This is a genomic window from Micromonospora marincola (genome assembly GCF_056150385.1).
Map to the genome: position 1 here is coordinate 459,874 of NZ_JAXCFT010000004.1, position 18,990 is coordinate 478,863.

22 protein-coding genes and 1 pseudogene are annotated in these 18,990 nt (G+C 72.3%); 8 read left to right on the plus strand and 15 right to left on the minus strand.

Going from position 1 to position 18,990, the window contains the following annotated elements; genetic code table 11:
* Window positions 1-4 precede the first annotated feature (4 nt).
* Window positions 5-430 carry an iron chaperone gene (locus tag SM450_RS13365; RefSeq protein WP_474620036.1) on the minus strand — a complete coding sequence of 142 codons (426 nt, stop codon included), beginning with the start codon at window positions 428-430 and terminating at the stop codon, window positions 5-7.
* Window positions 431-683: 253 nt separating this feature from the next.
* Here SM450_RS13365 and SM450_RS13370 point away from each other — a divergent pair, with 253 nt between their 5' ends.
* Window positions 684-1,298: a dihydrofolate reductase family protein gene (locus SM450_RS13370; protein WP_474620037.1), complete on the plus strand. Its 615-nt coding sequence runs from the start codon at window positions 684-686 to the stop codon at window positions 1,296-1,298.
* On the opposite strand, the gene SM450_RS13375 is transcribed toward SM450_RS13370, so the two are convergent.
* Complete coding sequence (locus SM450_RS13375; protein ID WP_474620038.1) at window positions 1,270-2,217, minus strand: LysR family transcriptional regulator; 948 nt, start codon at window positions 2,215-2,217, stop codon at window positions 1,270-1,272. The genes SM450_RS13370 and SM450_RS13375 overlap by 29 nt on opposite strands.
* A 113-nt stretch (window positions 2,218-2,330) precedes the next feature.
* Between SM450_RS13375 and SM450_RS13380 the strand changes: the two genes are divergently transcribed.
* Window positions 2,331-3,275: an FAD-dependent oxidoreductase gene (locus tag SM450_RS13380; RefSeq protein ID WP_474620039.1), complete on the plus strand. Its 945-nt coding sequence runs from the start codon at window positions 2,331-2,333 to the stop codon at window positions 3,273-3,275.
* Window positions 3,276-3,338: 63 nt separating this feature from the next.
* Here SM450_RS13380 and SM450_RS13385 read toward each other — a convergent pair whose 3' ends face one another.
* The 7 genes from SM450_RS13385 to SM450_RS13415 all read right to left on the minus strand — a co-directional run bounded on the left by SM450_RS13385 (window position 3,339) and on the right by SM450_RS13415 (window position 10,260).
* Window positions 3,339-3,779 (minus strand): VOC family protein, encoded by a 441-nt coding sequence (locus tag SM450_RS13385; protein ID WP_474620040.1) that lies wholly within the window; start codon window positions 3,777-3,779, stop codon window positions 3,339-3,341.
* Window positions 3,776-4,456 (minus strand): HAD family hydrolase, encoded by a 681-nt coding sequence (locus SM450_RS13390; RefSeq protein ID WP_474620041.1) that lies wholly within the window; start codon window positions 4,454-4,456, stop codon window positions 3,776-3,778. The genes SM450_RS13385 and SM450_RS13390 overlap by 4 nt, the downstream gene beginning before the upstream one ends.
* The gene (locus SM450_RS13395) at window positions 4,453-4,854 is read right to left on the minus strand and encodes a hypothetical protein (RefSeq protein WP_474620042.1); all 402 of its coding nucleotides are present in this window, start codon (window positions 4,852-4,854) and stop codon (window positions 4,453-4,455) included. The genes SM450_RS13390 and SM450_RS13395 overlap by 4 nt, the downstream gene beginning before the upstream one ends.
* Window positions 4,855-4,917: 63 nt before the next feature.
* Entirely contained in the window at window positions 4,918-8,148 is a 3,231-nt protein-coding gene (locus SM450_RS13400) for a hypothetical protein (protein WP_474620043.1), read from the minus strand.
* 338 nt (window positions 8,149-8,486) lie between these two features.
* Window positions 8,487-9,074 carry an AAA family ATPase gene (locus tag SM450_RS13405; RefSeq protein ID WP_474620044.1) on the minus strand — a complete coding sequence of 196 codons (588 nt, stop codon included), beginning with the start codon at window positions 9,072-9,074 and terminating at the stop codon, window positions 8,487-8,489.
* Between the two features lie 117 nt (window positions 9,075-9,191).
* A complete protein-coding gene (locus tag SM450_RS13410; RefSeq protein ID WP_474620076.1) occupies window positions 9,192-9,374 on the minus strand; it encodes a DUF397 domain-containing protein in 183 nt (60 codons plus the stop codon).
* A 4-nt stretch (window positions 9,375-9,378) separates the two neighbouring features.
* The gene (locus tag SM450_RS13415) at window positions 9,379-10,260 is read right to left on the minus strand and encodes a helix-turn-helix domain-containing protein (protein ID WP_474620045.1); all 882 of its coding nucleotides are present in this window, start codon (window positions 10,258-10,260) and stop codon (window positions 9,379-9,381) included.
* Window positions 10,261-10,361: 101 nt separating this feature from the next.
* On the opposite strand from SM450_RS13415, the gene SM450_RS13420 reads away from it, so the two are divergent.
* Window positions 10,362-10,616: a DivIVA domain-containing protein gene (locus SM450_RS13420; protein ID WP_474620046.1), complete on the plus strand. Its 255-nt coding sequence runs from the start codon at window positions 10,362-10,364 to the stop codon at window positions 10,614-10,616.
* 95 nt (window positions 10,617-10,711) lie between these two features.
* Entirely contained in the window at window positions 10,712-11,704 is a 993-nt protein-coding gene (locus tag SM450_RS13425) for an FAD-binding oxidoreductase (RefSeq protein WP_474620047.1), read from the plus strand.
* 26 nt (window positions 11,705-11,730) lie between these two features.
* Here the strand turns inward: SM450_RS13425 and SM450_RS13430 are convergent, their stop codons facing one another.
* The 5 genes from SM450_RS13430 to SM450_RS13450 all read right to left on the minus strand — a co-directional run bounded on the left by SM450_RS13430 (window position 11,731) and on the right by SM450_RS13450 (window position 15,660).
* Window positions 11,731-12,798 (minus strand): alpha/beta hydrolase family protein, encoded by a 1,068-nt coding sequence (locus SM450_RS13430; protein WP_474620048.1) that lies wholly within the window; start codon window positions 12,796-12,798, stop codon window positions 11,731-11,733.
* On the minus strand, window positions 12,795-13,148 hold the full coding sequence (locus SM450_RS13435) for a hypothetical protein (RefSeq protein WP_474620049.1): 354 nt from the start codon (window positions 13,146-13,148) through the stop codon (window positions 12,795-12,797). Before SM450_RS13435 ends, SM450_RS13430 begins: the two co-directional genes overlap by 4 nt.
* 92 nt (window positions 13,149-13,240) lie before the next feature.
* The gene (locus SM450_RS13440; protein ID WP_474620050.1) at window positions 13,241-13,699 is read right to left on the minus strand and encodes a TetR/AcrR family transcriptional regulator; all 459 of its coding nucleotides are present in this window, start codon (window positions 13,697-13,699) and stop codon (window positions 13,241-13,243) included.
* A gap of 97 nt (window positions 13,700-13,796) precedes the next feature.
* Window positions 13,797-14,681: an aminoglycoside phosphotransferase family protein gene (locus SM450_RS13445; protein WP_474620051.1), complete on the minus strand. Its 885-nt coding sequence runs from the start codon at window positions 14,679-14,681 to the stop codon at window positions 13,797-13,799.
* A gap of 160 nt (window positions 14,682-14,841) precedes the next feature.
* Window positions 14,842-15,660 carry an alpha/beta fold hydrolase gene (locus SM450_RS13450; RefSeq protein ID WP_474620052.1) on the minus strand — a complete coding sequence of 273 codons (819 nt, stop codon included), beginning with the start codon at window positions 15,658-15,660 and terminating at the stop codon, window positions 14,842-14,844.
* A 127-nt stretch (window positions 15,661-15,787) separates the two neighbouring features.
* Between SM450_RS13450 and SM450_RS13455 the strand changes: the two genes are divergently transcribed.
* Window positions 15,788-16,798, plus strand: coding sequence for a sigma-70 family RNA polymerase sigma factor (locus tag SM450_RS13455; RefSeq protein ID WP_474620053.1), 1,011 nt, complete (start codon window positions 15,788-15,790; stop codon window positions 16,796-16,798).
* Between the two features lie 30 nt (window positions 16,799-16,828).
* Here the strand turns inward: SM450_RS13455 and SM450_RS13460 are convergent.
* Window positions 16,829-16,924: pseudogene (locus tag SM450_RS13460) on the minus strand (hypothetical protein); the annotation flags it as partial.
* Between SM450_RS13460 and SM450_RS13465 the strand changes: the two are divergent.
* From SM450_RS13465 to SM450_RS13475, 3 genes are all read left to right on the plus strand, one after another.
* Window positions 16,878-17,000, plus strand: coding sequence for a hypothetical protein (locus SM450_RS13465; protein WP_474620078.1), 123 nt, complete (start codon window positions 16,878-16,880; stop codon window positions 16,998-17,000). The pseudogene SM450_RS13460 and the gene SM450_RS13465 sit on opposite strands and share 47 nt — an antisense overlap.
* Before the next feature lie 83 nt (window positions 17,001-17,083).
* Window positions 17,084-18,022, plus strand: coding sequence for a hypothetical protein (locus SM450_RS13470; protein ID WP_474620054.1), 939 nt, complete (start codon window positions 17,084-17,086; stop codon window positions 18,020-18,022).
* A 255-nt stretch (window positions 18,023-18,277) separates the two neighbouring features.
* Window positions 18,278-18,895, plus strand: a complete 618-nt coding sequence (locus SM450_RS13475) for a winged helix-turn-helix domain-containing protein (protein ID WP_474620055.1) — start codon at window positions 18,278-18,280, stop codon at window positions 18,893-18,895.
* Window positions 18,896-18,990 lie beyond the last annotated feature (95 nt).

An 18,990-nucleotide genomic window follows, 5' to 3' on the forward strand; every position in this document is an offset into this window, starting at 1 on the left:
CCCGTCAGGAGACCGCCGCCCGCACCAGCTCCACGAGCTTCTTCTCCACCTCGGGGCTCCACCTCAGCAGCGCGTACGACGCCGGCCACATGTCGCCGTCGTCGAGGTTCGCCGAGTCCTGGAAGCCCACAGTCGAGTAGCGGTAGTTGAACTTCCCCGAGTCCTGGAAGAAGACCACGATCTTGCCGGCCGCGTTCGCGTACGCGGGCATGCCGTACCAGGTCTTCGGCGACAGCTCGGGTGCGGTGGAGGTGATCGTCACGTGCACGCGCTCGGCCAGCTCCCGGTCGGCCGGTGCCATCTGCGCGATCCGGTCCAGCAGCGTCTGCAACTCGTCGGCCTTCTTCGCGCCCTTCTTCCCCTCGGCGCGAAGTTCGGCGGCGCGCTCCTTCATGGCGGCGCGCTCCTCGGCGCTGAAGCCCTCGGACATCTCGGTTCCCCCTCGTCGTCGACGGTCGGCGTGGTGTCGTCCGCTCGACAGCAACGCTATGACCTGGGAAGGTTTGGCGGCTTCTCGATTCCTGATCAGCTCAGGAGTAAGGCGGGGGCCCCGCTTAACGCCTCCGGTATAGAAGGGGCCCCTTCTCACACGGTCTGGGCCGGTAACCCCCTCCCGGGCCGATGAGTTTGGCATGCTGCGGCGGTCTACCCGTCGACATCACCTGACGTGAAGGAGCACCGCGATGGCGAAGGTCATCTCCACGCTGTTCATCTCGGCCGACGGCGTCGCCGAGATCGACCCGGACTGGCACTTCCCCTATTTCGACGACAACATGGGCCGCGCCGTCACGGAGGACTACGAGACCGCCGACGTCCTCCTCATCGCCCGTCCGACCTACGACAGCTTCGCCGGCGCGTGGCCCGACCGGGAGGCCGCCGGTGGGGAGGACGCGCCGTTCGCCAAGCAGCTCGGTGACATGCGCAAGGTGGTCGTCTCGCGGCAGCCGCTGGAGTTCTCGTGGCGCAACTCCGAGCTGATCCAGGGCGATCTGGCGGAGGCGGTCGCCGCGCTCAAGGCCGACCCCGGCGTCAAGGGCATCCTCATCCCCGGGTCCATCTCGGTGGTGCAGCAACTGCTCGCGGCCGGGCTTGTCGACGAGCTGCGGCTGCTGGTGCACCCGGTGGCGGCGCGCAAGGGCCGCAAGCTGTTCGACGAGGGCGACGCCCCGTACCACCTGAAGGTGATCGCGACGGAGGCGTACCCGACCGGCGTGATCCGGGTGATCTACGCGCCGGCTGAGGCGCCCGGCACGGTCGGCTACGACGACGTCAAGGAGCAGGTGCCGGCGGGGAACTGACCGCGCCCGGGGGCGGGTCCGTCCGGTCGAGCAGGGCGAGCAGCGCCTGTAACGCCGGGTTGGTGCTGTCGACCGGCCAGGCCAGCCCGACATCCACGGTGGGCGTCGGGGCGGTGAACCGGCGCAGCCGTACGCCGGGCAGCCGCAACGCCCGGGCCCGGCCGGCCGGCACGGCCGCGACCACGTCGCCGCGCGCCACCGCGCGCAGCAACTGCTCGTCGTCCGGCTCGTGCCGGACCAGCCGGAAGCCGCCGCCCGGCCACACCTGGGCGATGGTCCGGTCGAACATGCCCGGCCCGTTCTCCCGTGGCCACATCACCGCCGGCAGGTCGACCACCTCGGCCCGGCTGATCCGGTGGCGGCCGGCGGCGAGCGGGTGGCCGGCCGGCAGCGCCAGCAGCAGTTCCTCGGTGTCGACCGTGCGGCAGGCAAGCGCCCGCTCGTGCACCGGCGGGCGGACGAACGCCGCGTCCAGCCGGCCGGCGAGCAGGCCGGCCACGTTCGGGGCCGTCCAGGCCGTCTCGGAGACCAGCTCGACGCCCGGGTGGGTGGCCCGGAACCGGTCGATGAGCGCGTCGACCCGGCCGCCGCGCGCCGATCTGGTGTACGCCAGCCGCAACCGGCCGCCCCGGCCGCGTGCCAGATCGCGGATGCGGGCGGTGGTGGCGTCCACCTCGGCGATCAGCCGCCCAGCCTCGGCGGCGACCCGGGCGCCGACCTCGGTCAACGTGCAGCCCCGGCTGGTGCGGTGCACAAGCGGCGCGCCGAGCTGGCGTTCCAACGCCCGGATCTGCTGGCTGAGCGCGGGCTGGGCGATGCGCAGCCGGGCCGCCGCGCGGGTGAAGTGCAGCTCCTCGGCGAGCACCACGAAGGAGCGCAGCCGGCGCAGGTCCGACCAGGTGCCCGGGGCCTCGACCATGCCACCATCATAAGCGCCGCTTATCGCCGCCGGTCCGATCCGTCTTGGACGGCAGCGCCGCCGGGGGCCCACCATCGGAAGAACATCGACGGTACGGGCGACGGGAGCGGACGATGGCGGCAGCGGACGTGGTGGTGGTCGGCGGGGGAGTGATCGGGCTGACGGCGGCGGTCGCCCTCCAGCGGCGCGGCGCGCGGGTCACCGTGCTGACCGCCGACGACCCGGCGGAGATCGTGTCCACGGTGGCCGCCGCGGTGTGGTACCCGAGTCACACCGAGGAGGACCCGCGGGTGCTGCGCTGGGCCCGCGACACCCACGCGGAACTGCGCCGCCAGGCGGCCGACGGCGTGCCCGGGGTGGTCGACCGGCCCACCCGGATGTGGCTGCGCCGCCCGTACCCCGGGCCGCCGTGGTGGGCGGACGCCTGCGGCGACCTGGTGGCGGAGCCGGCCGACGCGCCCTACACGGCGCTGCTGCGGTTCACCGCCCCGACGGTGGAGATGACCCGATACCTGACCTGGCTGCACCGGCAGGTCGAGGCCGCCGGCGGCCGGATCGTCCGCCGCGCCCTGGGCGCGCTCGCCGAGGCGTACGAGATCGCGCCGACCGTGGTCAACGCGACCGGACTGGCCGCCGGCCGGCTCGCCGCCGACCCGGCCGTCCACCCGGCGCGCGGGCACATCGTGCTGGTGGCGAATCCCGGCCTGACCGTCTCGGTGCGCGACGAGGACCACCCGGCCGGCGTCACGTACGTGCACCCGCGCCGGCACGACGTGGTCCTCGGCGGCACCTACCAGCCCGGCGTGGACCACACCCGGCCCGACCCGGAGACCGCGGCGGCGATCCACCGCCGGTGCGTCGCCCTGGTGCCGCAGTTGGCGGGCGCGCCGGTGCTGGGGGAGCGGATCGGGTTGCGGCCGGTCCGGCACGGTGGCCCCCGGGTCGAGGTGGATCCCACGGGCGGGCGGCTGGTGCACGCGTACGGGCACGGTGGGGCGGGGGTGACGCTGTCCTGGGGCTGCGCCGCCGAGGTGGCGGACCTGGCCCTGGCGGTCTAGGTTTCCGGCGTTCGCAGCACCGGCCGGAGCTGGCCGGCGACTGAAAGCGTCTGTGCCTCGCCGTCAGTTCAACTGCTCGGCCAGCGCGAGGATGATGCCGCTCGGCCCGCGGAGATAGCAGAGCAGGAAGCTGTCCTCGAAGCGCGTCACCTCGCCGACGAGTTCGGCGCCGTGCGGGCGGAGGCGGGCGAGCGTGTCCTCGATGTCGTCGACGGCGAACATGACGCGGTGCAGGCCCACCGTGTTCGACGGGGTGACCGCCGGCTCGGGGGTGATCGCCTTCGGGGAGTGGTAGGTCGCCAGTTCGAGCCGGCCCGGCGCGTCCGGGATCCGCATCATCGCGATCTCGCTCCGCATGTCGTCGAGCCCGACGACCTTCCCCGCCCAGGCACCCTCGATCGGCATCCGGCCCTCCAGCTCCATGCCGAGCGCGGTGAAGAAGGCGACCGCGGCGTCCAGGTCGTCGACCACGATGCCGACGTTGTCCATGCGTTGAATCGTCATGACCCCGAGGGTAGGGCGGAGGACCGACAGCCGGCGTTGTGCTCCGCCACCAGACCCGGCAGTTCGTCGAGCGACCCGATCCGGAACAGGCACCGCTGTGCCACGGCCGGCATGTCGAGGATGTGCCCCCACGGGCCGCGCCGGATCAGGCAGGCCCGCATGCCCGCCGCCATGGCCGCGTGCGCGTCGTTGTCGGGCCGGTCACCGACGTAGAGGATCGACGCCGGGTCACGGCCGGCCGCGCGGACGACCCGCGCGAAGAACTCCGGCGCCGGCTTCGCCACGCCCCACCCGTGCGACGTGCCGATCACGTCCACCGGGAGGTCGAGCGCGCGCAGAGTCGCCTCGGCGTGCGCCGGCTGGTTGCCGGCCAGGCCCACCAGCAGGCCCTGCTCCTTCAGGGCGGCCAGGCACGGCCGCGCGTCGGGGTGGAGATCGTCCTCGCCGAACGACTCCGGCCGGCCGGCCGCGACCCGGCGCGCCAACTCGGTTGCGAGATCGAAGTCCTGCCGGAAGGTCCGGAACGCCTCCTGCCAGTCCTGCCCCCGGGCGATCACCGCGCCGAAAACGGCGGAGAACGTGTGCCGGGGTACGCCGAGCCAGTCCGCCCAGTCCGCGAACTCGCGCGACTCGTCGAGGATCGTCCCCCCGACGTCGAAGAAGACCGCCTCGATCATGGGTGCTTGTCGAACGGCCAGGGCTGGGCGCCGAAGAGATCGGTGCAGGCCGACAGCAACTTCTGCCGCGCCTCGGCCACCCTGGCGTCGGCGGGGCCCCGGTCCACCTTCGGGTCGTTCTCCACCCAGAGCTTCTCGGCCTCGATACCGACGATCACCAACTGCCGGCCGGCCTCGCGGATGCCCGGATCGGTCGACTTGACGGCCCGCGCGCCGGACCGGGTGCCGGCGCCGATACCGACATCCTGCTTCTCGATCGCATCGGCCACCAGGACGCATGCGCTGGCTGCGTACCGGTCGGACGGCGCGGTGGGGCTGGCCTGGGTGGAGCCGGCCGCGTCGGTCGACCCGCAACCGGCGACGAGTAGGAGGGAGAAGGTAGCGAGGCGACGGATCACCGCCGGAGAATAGCGGCCATCCCGCGCCGGGGCTGCCCCGTGATCAGGCGACGTTGTGGGGCATCAGTGGCTCGTCACGCGGCGACCGGCCGACAGCAGCAGCCCGGCGGCGGCCAGCACCGTCCCGGCGGTGGCGGCGTACCCGGGCAGGCTCGTCGGAATGCCCAGGTAGACGGTGATGCCGAGGATGCGGGACAACCCCCACGGCAGCAACGCCATCTGGTCGTTCCACACGGTCAGCGCGCGTTCCGGGCCGACCCACGCGACCAGCCCGGCCAGCACCGCCAGCGGCACCCCGGCGGCGGCGAGCGTCACCCCGACCGCGCGGCGGCGGGCCAGCCGGTAACGGTCGCGCAGCACCACTGCGGTGGCCACGAACAGCCAGCAGAACGCCGCCACCGCGACGGTCAGGTAAACCGCCCGGCGGGTCGGCGCGGTCCAGAACACGAACCAGTAGCCGCCCGGCCCGCGCGCGGCAAGCACCGCAAGCAGCAGCACGCTACGCAGCAGCGCCACCCCGCCGAGGACCGCCCACAGCCCGAACGGGTCCCGCCGGCCCACGGCCAGGCGCGCGACGAGCGCGAACAGCGCCCAGGCGCCGAGCGTGACAAGCAGGTGCGCGGGCGCGGCGAACCAGGTGAACACCAGGCGGCTCGCCACCAGCACCACGGCCGGCACGAGCCATACCAGCACCCGGTCCGGCCGGGACTCCGGCGTCGGCAGCGCGGCCACCCGCCACGGGCGCAGCGCGCCGAGCAGCAACGCCCGCGCCGCCGCGCCGCCCGGCCCGCGCCCGCTGTCGCCTTCCCGTTCGCGCCCGCGCAGGCCGAGCGCCACCACCGCGCCGACCAGGACCAGCAGCGCCCGCGCCGCCCAGGCCATCGCCGGGTCGCGGTCCGCGCGCCGCGCGCCGAGGTCGGCCGCCGTGAAGCGGTACGCCGGGAGATCGACGTCCCCGCCGTAGCGCTGCCGGTGCCGGTCCCGCGCCTCCCGGTACGCGCCGGCCGCCGACCGCCACTGCGCGTACGCGGTGTCGGCGCCGGTGTCCAGCCACTGCGCGTGCCGCAGCACCATGCTCCGGTAGGCGGCAAGTGTTCCGAACAGGTCCACCTGGTAGTCGAGCGTGTCGACGAACCGTTGCCGCAACCAGGCGTCCCGCCACGTCGCCGGGTCGGTGCCGGCCACAAGCGCACGCATCCGCCTGGCGGTCGCGACCGCGTCGGCGCCCTCGGCGACAGCCGCGTCGACCCGGTCGCCGGTGACCGCGTAGATGCTGTCAAGCGCCGCCGAGTCCCCGGTCGGGATGTCCCACTCGAAGATCCACATCATCGGCGGTGGTTCCAGCCCGAGCGCCCGCACCGACATGTCCGCGTACGGGCCGATGTAGAGGCCGGTGGTGACCGCCGCGCGGGACAGCGCCATGGCCTGCCCGATCGCCGCCACGGTGGCCGGATCGGCGGAGAACGTCCGGTACGCCCAGTCCGCCGTGATCCGCGCCGGGTCGGCGTCCGGATCCCAGGCCAGCCGGGCGACCGCGTACGTGTTCAGGTCGTAGAGCTGCCAGAAACCGGCGCGCAGGTAGAGCGACATCGGCCCGGCGCGCAGCGGACCGCCGTCCTGGGTCCAGTTCCACACGCCCTCGACGTGCGGATTCGCGGCGAGGAACGCGCGCAGCGCGGCCCGGTGCAGCGGACCGAGGTCGTTCGGCAGCGCGCCGAACCCCTCGAACTCGCGCCGGGCCTGGAACTCCACGATCCGCCGGTGCGCGCCGCCGAGCAGCGTGGTGTTGAGCGGCAGGTGACTGTAGAAGTCACCGAGCGTGTACTTGGTGGACACGATCAAATGCGGATCGTCGAGCCCGCCCAGCACCTCGGCGTACGACTCCGGGTTGGTGTGCAGGTCGCCGACCGCGCCGACGCCCACCGTCCAGGTGCGGAAGATGATCTCCTTGCCGGCCGGTCCCGCCGTGTCGAGCAGCGCCCGCAGCATCGCGCGTACGCCCTCGGCGGTGGTGACCGCGAGCTTCGAGGTGTAGTCCCAGCCGTCGCCCGCGTACACCTCGCCGCCCTCGCCGACGCGGACCATCAGGCCGGCGACGAACGGCATGCCGGCGAACAGCTCGGCCAGCCCGGCGCGGTAGACCGCCCAGAGCCGGGGGTCGGTGGTGTCGAGCCCGCCGACGGTCCGCTTCAGGTATGCCTCAAGCGGCGGCGACACCGCAAGCATGTCGGTGAGCAGGAAGACCTTCAGGCCCATCTGGTCGGCGTACCGGAAGACCGGCCCGAACGCCGCGACCATCGCGCGGGCCCGGTCCACGTGCGGGTCGCCGGCCGGATGGACCGCGTGCCCGTCACCGACGCCGGCGAACGTGACGTACTCCAGGAAGCCTGGGACCACCACGCCGTTGTAGCCCTGCGCCGCCGCGTGGTCGACGAACTGCCGGAACTGCGCGTCGACGCGGGCCACCGCGACGGCGTCCACCCACGGGGCACGGGGCAGCAGCGCGGGCGTGACGATGTCGGTGTTGAGGCGGTAGTCGTCGCCGAACGCCGTCGGGTCCGCCTCGCGCCCCACCGAGCCGGCGTCGGTCAGCCGCAGCCCCAACCGGGGCGCGACCGGCCGGCCGGCCTCCGCCGCCGGCAGCACCTCGGCGCCCGAGCGGATGCGGTCGGCCAGCCGGTAGAGCCCGGCCACCACACCGGCGAGGTCGCCGGTGACGGTCAGCTCCGTCCGGCGGGCGTCGATCCGGTACGACTCCGGGGCGCCGCCGTCGCGCAGCTCCGCGCGCAGCGTCGTCACTGCCGGCATGCTCGCGGTGCTCGCCCCCCGGCCGGTCTCGGTCGGAGCCGTGTTCCCGTTCGGGCCGGCTCCGTTCGGGCCGGCCGTGTTCGCGTTCGGGCCGGTCCCGCTCGGGTCGGTCGTGTTCGTGTTCGGGTGGGTCCTGTTCGGGTCGGTCTCGTTCGGGCCGGCCGTGCGGGTGCTCCTCGTCGGGGCCGAGCCGGACAGCCCGGTTCGGACGACGGTGGGGCGGGGGCGGCCTCGCGAGGCGAGCGCGTCGGCCACCGCTACGGCGGCCTTGACGGTGCGGAGCTGGTCCGGCACGACGATCGACGTCAGCGGCGGCACCGGTGCGGGTGCGCGGGGTGGCGCGGCGACGGCTGCCTCGGACGGAACGTCGGCCGGCGTGTGGCTCAGCCCCAGCGCCCCGTCGACGCCCCAGGCCACACCCCCGCCAACCAGCAGCACCACCACCACCGCGACCACCAGCAGGTACGGCCGTCGAACCTGAGCCACCCCCGCATCCTAGTGGCGGCCATGCCCGACCCCACGCCTCCGATGCCGTGATCATGAGGTTAGCAGCGATGTTGATCTCCGTCGATGCCGCCAACCTCATGATCAGCCCTGGGCCCCGCTCACCTGGGCGCGGCGGGTCGGGGGTGCGCGCAACCAGGAACAGGATCTTGGTACGGATCTGCCCTTCTGAGGGCGTTCTCGTACCAAGATTCATCCGGTGCCACGATGCGGAACATCAATCTCGTAAGGGGAGACGGAGCGGTGTGACCGCTCCGGCACGTCGATGGAACCCACGGCGGTGCGACCCGCGCCACTCTCGATCGTGGAGCTGTGGTGCCTCAGATGTCCGCTGTGCGGACTTCGGGAGATGCCACGGCTCCGACATCGACGGATGTGTGGTGGCGCGCGACGAAGTCGCGGCGGGACGCGATGTCGCTGCGCGGCAGGACGGTGAGGTCGTAGCCGTGCATGGTGTAGGCGGCGACCATCGCCTCGTAGGTGCGGACAGCCTCGGCGAAGTCCTGCTGTCGCTCGCTGTCGGTGGCGTAGATCTGCGGCCAGGGCGGTGCGATGAACACCCGCCGGTGGTAGCGGAACTTCCGGGCCGCTGCTGTCACGTGCTCGGGAACAGGCCGGCCGAGCAGGAGGTGGTAGCCGACCAGATCCGGAATGCCCCGGTCGAAGAAGACGACCCCGGCGTGCCGGCCGGCCTGGCGGTAGGAGCGGATCTCCCAACTGAGCATGATTTCGGCGAAGAGCCCTGAGTCCTGGTTGTGCAGCGCCCGACCACCGATCGACATCTGGTCCTGGATGATCTGTCGGCCGGCTTCGTCGACGCAGGCGTGGCCGGCTTGCCGCAGGCTGTTGAGCAGCGTGGTCTTGCCCGCCCCGGGACCACCGGTGATCACCACGAACCTGCTGCTCATCTCGTCCTTCTCGCTTCTGATCTGGATGTCGGGGGAGTTCGCGCAGGGCCTGAGTCGCCTGGGAGCAGCCGGACGAGTCGGGTGCCGGCGGCCCGGCCCCGACTCAGCATCACCGCATCACGTCCGGTCGTCGAAGCGGCCGGCGCGGGTGGCGGCGACGAACCGGGTCCAGCTCGCCGGGCCGAAGCTCAACGTCGGCCCCCGCCGGTCCTTGGTGTCCCGCACCGCTACCGCGTCGGCGAAGCCAGCCACCTCGACGCAGTTGCCGTTGCCGCCTGATCGCGACGACTTGCGCCACACCCCGTCACGTTCCATGGGTCATCTCCTTCGCGATCTCCGTGATCAGCTCACGGGACTCATCCTCATCGAGCGCCCGCTCACCGAGCGAGCGCCACGCATCCTCATAGGTGCGGATCTCGTGTGGCTTGTCAAGGTAGACAGCGCCGCAGGGCCCGTCCATGTAGATCGTGGTCGGCTCCGGTTCCCGCACGTCGGTTGGGAAGTCGAGCATGGTGAAGGTTCCTGTAGACGCCCAGCGGTAGAGCCCGACGCCGAGCGGAAGCACTCGAATGCCGATGTTGTGCCGCTGACTGTTGACCACCAGGGCATTGAGTTGCTTGGCCATCGCGCCCGGAGCACGTAGCGGTCGACGCAGCACTGCCTCGCTGAGCACCACGTCGAGGTAGGGCGCGCGCGGAACTGCACGAGCCAGCAGCCGCTGGCGACGCAGGCGGACATCCACCTTCGCTTGTCGTTCAGCCTCGTTCAATTGAGGGTTGTCGGTGCTGATCACCTCGGTCATGTAGTCGACGGTCTGCAACAGGCCCGGTACCAAGTTGGCTTCGTGGTGGCGGATCTTCGTGGCGGCGGCTTCCAGCCCCACAAACAGCTTGAACCAGTCTTCGACCGCCTCGCCGTAGCTGTGCCACCAGCCGTGGGCCTTGGTCTCCCGGGCCAGCGCCCGCATCGTCTCGATCGTTTCGCTGGACGTGCCGTAGACCCGGCACATCGCCTCCACGTCGTTCGGATGCATGGGGACCTGGCCCGTTTCGTAACGCCAGATCCGGGGCGTCGACCATTCCAACTCCTTGGCCGCCGCGCTCACCGTGATGTGCGCGCTTTCGCGAATCTCCCTCAGATATCTGCCGAGTTGCCTACGCGGGACGGTGCTTCCCGAGTCGTCCACGTCATCTCCTTTGCTGCTGTCGCGTAAGGCACCTCATCCCTTGGTCCGCATTCTGCTGCAAAACATTGCCTGACGCCAGTAATGAATCGACCATTGTGGGCATGACCGACGCCCGTCCGGACCGCCTGCTCCCACACCACGTTCGCGCTGTCGTCTTCGACACGCGCTGGCGTGGGCTGGATCCGGTGCAGGTCCGCGACCATCTCGGCCGGGTGGCGGACGAACTCGAATGCCTGAATCGAGAGCTGATCACCGCGCGGACCCAGAACGACCGTGTGCGCCAGGCGCTACGCCAGTGGCAGTCCCAGCATCGCGCCTGCCGCCGCCGCGACCCGGACCTCCCGGACGGCACGTGATCGTGCCAATTCCACATTCGCAATTCCCACCTCGTCCAATCCGCGTGGAGGCGCCCGCCGATGTTTGCCGAACGCACCGACGCCTGGCGGCTTCCGTGACCGACGAGACGGATCGATTCTGGGCGGCGGTGGAGAATCGTTGTCCGGGGCTGCTGCCGGAGCGAGACGCGCCGCTGTTGCACGCCTCTCTGCGGCGGCTGCTCGAAGGCGGCGACGACCGCGCCGGGCGGGTGGCGTCGCTGCGGGTGCTCGGGTCCGCGTACCGAAGCTTCGGTCTGTGGCCCTGGCACGCGGCGGCGATCGGCGACGCCCTGCTGCCCGCGCCCGGCGTGCGCTGGTGGCGGGCCTGGCGGCTGATCGAGCGCACCGCCGCCCGTCTCGGCGACGGGCCGCCGTGGTGGCCGGTCGAGGTGATCGACTACGACCGGCCCGTCGACACCATCGCCATGCTGACGGTACGGCCGTGGCGGCGGCTGCCCCACCGACCCGGCCAGGCCGTCCCGGTACACACGCCGCGCCGGCCGGGACGGTGGCGGTGGCTGTCCCCGGCCAACGCGCCCCGCCCGGACGGCACGCTTGAGTTCCACGTCCGCGCCCTGCCCGCCGGCTCCGTCTCCCGCAGCCTGGTCGAGGAGGTACGCCCCGGCGAGCTGCTCCACCTCGGCGCGCCCGCCGACACCGGCCTGGAGTTGACCGAGGGCGACGGAGACTTGTTGCTTGTGGCCGGTGGCACCGGCCTCGCGCCCCTGCGCGCCCTTGTCGAACAGGTCGTCGACGCGCCGGGCGGCCGGCGGGTCACGCTGGTCCTGGGGGCACGTACGTTCACCGACCTCTATGACGCGATCGCCCTCGACAAGCTCCAACAGGCGCACGACTGGTTGACGATCGTGCCCGCCTTCTCCGACGACCCCGACGCCGGGCCGTCCGAGCGTGGCAGCGCCATCGCCCTGGCCAGCCGTCATCACCGGCCCGGCCAGGAGGTTTACGTGTGCGGCCCACCCGCCATGCTGGTGACCGCCCGCCGCTGGCTCGCCACTGCCGCCGTACCCATCGGCGAACGGCACCTGCCGACGATCGGCGAGCGATGACGGCCGGTCGGAAGCGAGCGACGACGTCAGCGCGCGGCCGGGGCGCCGCACCTCATGAGCCGACGCAGCGCGTCGAGTGCCACCGGGGCGAGCACGTCCGGATCCGTGGGGTCGGTCAGGTCGTGGCCCACGCCCGGCAGCACGACCCGGCCCGGCCCGCTCGTGTGCGCCCGCTCCAGCGCCACCGCCAGCGGCGTGGTGGTGTCGCAAGGGACCTGCGGGTCGATGGTTCCGCAGGTGAGCAGGGCCGGGGTCCGAGGCGGTAGCCGGCGCGCGACCGAGGCGGGGTCGACGGCGTCGATGGACTCCACGTAGCGCCGGCTGGGGCCGCCGAGGCCCTGGAAGAGCGCGGCGAGCGCCTGCGGCATGGCGCTTGTGTCGATCGGGCGGTGCGCCCGCAGGTCGGCGACCGCCTGGTCGACGGCGCGCCCGACGGCGCGTTGCTCCTCCGGGCTCATCTGACCGGCGGCGACGGCGGCGGCGAGCTGGTCGTGCAGTTGTCGGGCGAGCACGTCGAGGAACCGTTCCGCCAGGGGTTGCAGCAGCCCGACCCCGGCCGTACGAGGTTCGGCGGCGACCGCGACCATAAGTGCCGTCAGCGCGCCCTCGCTGTGCCCGATCGGGCGTACCGCTCGCCTGTCGACCTCGGGCTGGCGGGCGAGCAGCCGGTACGCGGCGTCGGCCTGGCGGACGAATGCGGGATAGTCGATCGTCTCCGGCTTGTCGGCGTAAGCGCCCAGCCCGGTCCGGCCCGTGCCGTACTTGTCGAAGCGCAGGCTGACGACTCCCTCGCCCGCCAGCGCATCGGCGAGTTTGGCCAGGGTGTGCGGGGTGAGCGCGGGCGGCTGGTCGCCGTTGCGGTCGGTGGGACCGCTGCCGGGCAGCAACAGCACGGCCGGCATCCGCTGCCCCCGGCGATGGGCGGGGAGGTGCAGGGTGCCGTACGTGATGGTCCCGTCCACGGTGAAGGTGATCTCACGGTCCGCGGCCGGGGTGACCGGCCTGGCTTGCGCGGCGCCGCTGGGAAGCACCCCCGCGACGATGCTGCCGACCAGGACGGCGCTGATGGCGGCCCGTCGGGCGAGCGGGATCATCGCGCCACCGCCTGCTCGATGAGGGCGACCGTGGCGGCCGGGTCGGCGACCTCCACCACCAGGCGGGCGTAGTGCTCGTCCGCGAGTTCGATGACGACGGCGCGGGCGCCGTCACGGATGTTCCAGAAGACGCGCTCACCGTCCTGGTGGAAGGTTCCGGCGGTGATCACTCCGGGCAGGTGCGTACCCGGCGCGCGAACGCCCTTGGGATCGGTGGCGATACCCGGGTCGGCGGTGGCGCCACGGACATTTGCCAACGGGATCACCAGGCGGCTCTTGAGCGACCACAACCGGTCCATCCCTTCGATCTCCACGACGACATCGTCGCCGTCGATGCGGACATTGGCCATGACAACGGTCCTTTCGCGCAAGTCCCGGCGACACCGGAAGCGGGGCGTGGTGGAGCACCGGCGCGGCAGCGTCGGGCGGGGAGAGGGTTCGGTTACGAGGGGTCGGCCGGTGCTGCCGCGGCGCGGGCCCGCAGTCGCTCACCCAGCAGCGCGTCCAGCCCGTTCGCGCGTGGGCGGTCAGCCGACGGCGCCCGTGGCAGGGCCTGTTCCAGTGCCTGCCACGCCTTGGCCACCAGGGCCGCCACCTCGACGTCGCTGGGGGCACGCTCGATCGCGGCCAGCAACAGCAGATCGAGTGTGGAGTCGTCGGCGACGTCCGCGCCGGCGGCGAGTTGCTCGGTAAGCGCTGGCAGCCGGTGCTCGATGTGCCACCGCAGGGCGGCGAGATAGAGCCCCCGCTTGCTGCCGAAGGTCTTGTAGAGACTGTTGCGGTGCACCCCCAACTGCTGGACGAGATCGTCGACGGACACCCCGTCGTAGGCCCGGCCGGCGAACAACTCGGCCGCCGCGGCCGTCACGACTTCCTCGTCGAAACCCCTCGGGCGACCCATGCCGAGAACACTAACCGTTTAGGAACGAGCAGTCAAGAACGATCGTTCCTCATTCGTGTGGGACTCATCAGAGTCGAGCGCCGCAGGGGCGGCCCGGTCAGTCGTGGCGGTGACGCACAATGTGGTCGATGTGGCGGAGCGTGTCCTCGCGGTCGTCCGCCCTGATCGAGTCCCAGAGATCCGCCAACCAGTAGAGCGAGCCCGACAGCATCCAGGCCCACCCGCGTACCCAGGTCGCCTCGTCGAACCCGAGCGCCTCCCGGTAGGCGGTCCGCGCGCGGGCGTCGAACAGACTCCAGCCCGGCCGCACCTCGACCGCCGGATCGCCCCGGCCGAGACCGCCGAAGTCGATCACTCCGGTGAGCCTGCCCCGATCGACCAGCAGATTGCCTGCCAGGAGATCGCCGTGCAGCCACACCGGCGGTTCGGACCACTCGTCCGCCGCCATCGCCTCGTCCCACGCCGCGGTCACGGCCCGCCCGTCGATCCGGTCGCCCAGCGCCGCGATCGAGCGGCGGGTCAGCTCGTCCCGTCGCACCAGCGGCACGCCGCGTTGGATCCCCTCCTTGACCGGCCCGCCCATCGGGTCGATCGCGATCATCGCGTGCACGAAGCCGGCGAGGTCGACGGCGAGGTCGGAGAGATCCCGCCCGACCTCCGGATTGTGCCCGTCCAGCCACGGGACGACCGTCCACGGCCACGGGTAGTCCCCGCCCGGCCGCCCGACCGCGATCGGCACCGGCACCGGCACCGGCAGGTGTGGCGCCAGCCGCGGCAACCAGGTCGCGTCGGTCGTCACCTGGTCGACCGCCCACCGCGCCCGCGGCAGCCGCGCCGTCAAGAAGTCACCGAGCCGGAACAGCGCGTTGTCGGTGCCGTTGAGCGGCTGCGCCACGACCGGCAGGCCCGACCACTCGGGGAACTGCTCGTCGATCAGGGCGCGCACCTGCTGGACCGTGACGACAATTTCTCCAGGGCGCATCGCGGGACCGTAGAACCCGCTCGATGTCCCGTCAATCGAGTTCGGGTCACGGCGCGCTGCGGGACGCCGCCACGGGCCGACCCGCGCCCACCTGCCCGCCGCCGGGGTCGTCGCCCCATCGTCCCCCGTGCACGACGTGGCGACGCCCCGGCGGCGGCGGTCAGCGGCCCCCGTCGAGGAAGGCGAGCGTGACGGCGGCGAACAGCGGCGAGTCGTGGATGTCGTAGTGGCTCAGGCCGGGCAGGATCGCCAGCGCGTGCCCGCCCGCCGGCCGGCCCTCGCCGGTCCAGCCGCCGTCGCGGAGCCCGCCGTCGAGCAGCTTGAACACCTCCACGTAGTGGCTCGGCGGAGCCATGTCGGCGTCGGCGGCGACCACGAGCGTCGGCACCCGCAGGCCGCGGACCTGCTCGGCGAAGTCGAAGTCCACCCGCATCGCCGCGCCGATCTTGTCGAGCAGCCGCGGGAAGTCCTCCGGACGGGGCGCCACCCGCTGGTACAGCTCGTACATCGGGGTGTCCCTCAGGAACTCGGCCACCGAGGCGTTCATCTGGCCCTGCTGCGCCAGCAGCTCCGGGTAGACCGCGTCGCGGCGGATGTGCGCCGACGCGGAGACCAGCCGGCCCACCTTCTCCGGGTGCCGGAACGCCACGTGCATCGCCACGCCACCGCCGAGGGAGTAGCCCACCAGGTCCGGCCGGTCCAGGCCGAGGTGGTCGATGAGCGCGGCGACGTCGTCGGCCATCAGCGCGACGTCGAGCGGCCGGTCGATGTCGGCGGTGCGGCCGTGCCCCTGGAGGTCGACCAGGATCACCCGGTGCCCGGCGGCAAGCGTGGGCAGGATCGGCGCGAACATCTCACCCGAGCCGAGCCCGCCGTGCAGCAGGATCATCGGCCGGCCCGCCCCGTGCGACTCGACGTAGAGGCGGATGCCGTTGACGTCGGCGTACCGCCCGGGGGCGCTCGTCTCGATGGTGGCCATCGGATGCTCCTTCGCACGTTCCCTGCTGACGACTGATGGACCGGACCCGCCCGGCGAACTCATCGGTGCGCGCCACCCGAATTCCGGGTGCTCGCGTTCGCGCAGCATATGGGCTAGTTTCGAACAGGTGAGCGAGGTGGCGAGCGTCCCCGTGGAGACGCAACTTGAGGCGTACCGGTCGGAACTGACCGGCTACTGCTACCGGATGCTGGGCTCGGCCTTCGAGGCCGAGGACGCGGTGCAGGACACCTTCGTCCGGGCCTGGCGCAACTTCGACCGGTTCGAGGGGCGGTCCGCGCTGCGGACCTGGCTCTACCGGATCGCGACGAACGTCTGCCTGAACATGACCGCCAGCGCACAGCGCCGGGTCCGGCCGATGGACCTCGGCCCGGCCGGCAGCGGCACCGCGACCCACCCCGGCGAGCCTCGGCCGGAGCAGATCTGGCTCGGCCCGATGCCGGACGACCGGGTGCTGCCCTCGGCCGGCGACCCGGCCGAGGTGATCGCCGGGCGGGAATCCGTCCGGCTGGCGTTCGTCGCGGCGTTGCAGCACCTCCCGCCGAAGCAGCGGGCCGTGCTCATCCTGCGCGAGGTGCTTGCCTGGTCGGCGCAGGAGGTCGCGGAGCTGCTCGACACCTCCGTGCCGAGCGTCAACAGCGCGCTGCAACGCGCGCGGGCCACGATCGCGTCCGCCGACACCGCCGCCGACGTGCGCCGGCCGCTCGACGAGGAGCAGCAGGCGCTGCTGACCCGCTACGTGCGGGCGTTCGAGGCGTACGACCTCACGGCGCTCACCGAACTGCTGCACGAGGACGCGACGCTGTCGATGCCGCCGGTGCCGCTGTGGATGCGCGGGCCCGACCACATCACGGCCTGGATGACCGGCACGGGCAGCGGTTGCCGCGGCTCGCGCCTGATCCCGGTGGCCGCCAACGGGATGCCGGCGTTCGGGCAGTACCGGCGCGATCCCGACTCAGGGCACGTGCCCTGGTCGCTGATCGTGCTCGGGCTCTCCGGCGGCCGGATCACCTCGCTCAACCACTTCCTCGACACCGACCGCCTGTTCCCGCTCTTCGGCCTGCCGGACCGGCTCGAAGAGGGCGTCGGCCAGCCCGAGCAGGCCGGCCAGGTCGCGTAGGCCGACACCCGCGCCGCGGACCTCCAGCCGCCACCCGAACCGCCGGGCGGTCAGCCGGAGCCGGGCCAGGACCTCGACCGTGACCAGGTCGGGCCGGGTCACCGCGGACACGTCGCAGACCACCACACCCCGGTCGCGACCGCGTACCGCCTCGGCCAGCTCGGCGCAGCGGACCGCGATGTCCGCGCGGGTCGGCGTCTGATCGGCCAGCCGCAGCACGAGTGTGGTCACCCGGATTGGACCGCCGTACGGCCCGAATCTCATCGCTCATGGAAGGCGAGGACCATGACCACGTACGTCCGGATCGGGTTGCCACGATGGAGCCGGCGGCGCGATCCGGTGGCCCTGCGCGTGGAGATCACCGCGTGGGCGACCTCGCCGGCCATGCGCGACCTGGTCGAGTGCTTCGAGGAGAGATGGCCGACCGGTGACGTGCTCCTCGGGCTGGCGGAGATCTCGGCCCGGCACTGGGACTTCCGCCGGGGCGGCGAACGCGCCACCGCCCTGCGCCGGGACTTCACCCCGGACGTGACCGAGCGGGTGCGCGCGGCGGTCACCGCGCTCGGCCTGCGGCACCGCGACACGCCGAGCCGGGACCGGTACGAACACGTCCTGATCCACGGCGGCCTGCTCCGCAGTTGCCTGATCCGGGCCCGGCACGCGGCGGCGCTGCTCGACGACCGGATCACCAGCGGCACGGTGTGCGGCCTGGGCAGCCACCGTCCCACCTCGACGCAGGAGCGGACCCTGGCGGCGGACCTGGGCGTCGTCGCCTGCCCCACCGAGTTCGCCGCCATGGACGTCGCGCTCCGGGCCGCGTTCCCGGGTTCCCGCAAGCGCGGCGACCTCGGCGGGCCTACCCTGACGCGCGACTACGACACTCCAGACGGCCGGCGGTTCACCGTGCTCGCCGCGTCGTCGTCCGACCCGAACCGGCGGGCCAACACCGCCGACACGTGCGCGTACTGGGCTTCCCAGGCCCGGCCGAAGCCGGGGGAGAGCATCCTCCTGATCACCACCGAGCACTTCGTACCGTTCCAGCAGGCGGACGCCATCCGGACGCTCGGCATCCCGTACGACTGCACGGTGGAGACGATAGGTGTCGACCCGGCGGCGGTGCCGGATGCGCGCCTCCGGCAGCCGCTGACCACGGCCGAGTATCTCCAGGAGACCCGGTCGGCCATCCGGTCGATGTGGACGCTGCGGGACGCGGTGACGACGTGACCCCGGCCGGCAATTTACTCAGGTCATCTTGCCGGATGCAGTTACATCGACGTTAACTGCTATACCAATCATCGGTGGGCGGCTATATGATCCCCGGTAGCTCGCCCCGTAGCCTCACGAAACAGCAGCTCCAGCACGCCTCAGGCCGCGCTCCGCACCGCGTGCTCCGCGTTGGTGGCGGTCCGATCCGCCGCGCCGAAAAAGGCGCGGGTAATTGCCGGGCGCTGCGCCAGCCTGCCGGAAAGGTGGGAACGGATGACAGCGATCCCGTCCTTGGTCATCGGCATCGCGTCCTCGGCGACCGAGCGCCGGCAGCTCGCCCAGCTACTCGGCGGCACCGAGACGTTCCTGATCGTCTCCAGCGCGCACCAGGCCCGCCGGTTCCTCGACCTGGTCCGCCGTTCGGCGGTGACGCCGGTCTCCGTACCCTCGATCGACGCCGACGCTGTTCCGCCGGTCGATGCCGATCCGCCGGTGGATGCTGCTCCGTTGGTGGATGCTGGCTCGCCGGTCGCCGGCTCCGTACCCGCACCTTCAGGTGTGGGTGGTCGGGCTGTCGACGCCGGGGCGCCGGGTGAGCTGCCAGGGCTGGAGTTGGCCGTCGACTCCGACCGGCGGGTGTTGCGCTGGCGGGAGCGGGAGGTCGGATTGACGCCGCTGGAGCACGACCTGCTGGTCTGCCTCGTCGGGACTCCGGGCCAGGTGTGGACGTACGCGCGACTACATCGCGCGGTCTGGGGCAACGATCATCTCGGCCGGGGCTCCGACATGCATTCGGTGGTCCGCCGCATCCGGCACAAGCTGGGCCGCCTGGACGCCGCCGCGACGATCCACGCCGTCCGAGGCGTCGGCTTCCGCCTAACCCCCGCCTAACTCGAAAATCGACCGTAACTTGACGTGCGGCAGCATCCCGTGTCGCGAAGCGGCGCGGGATGGGTCTTGTTGGGTGGTGCGTTAGGCGGCGAGGT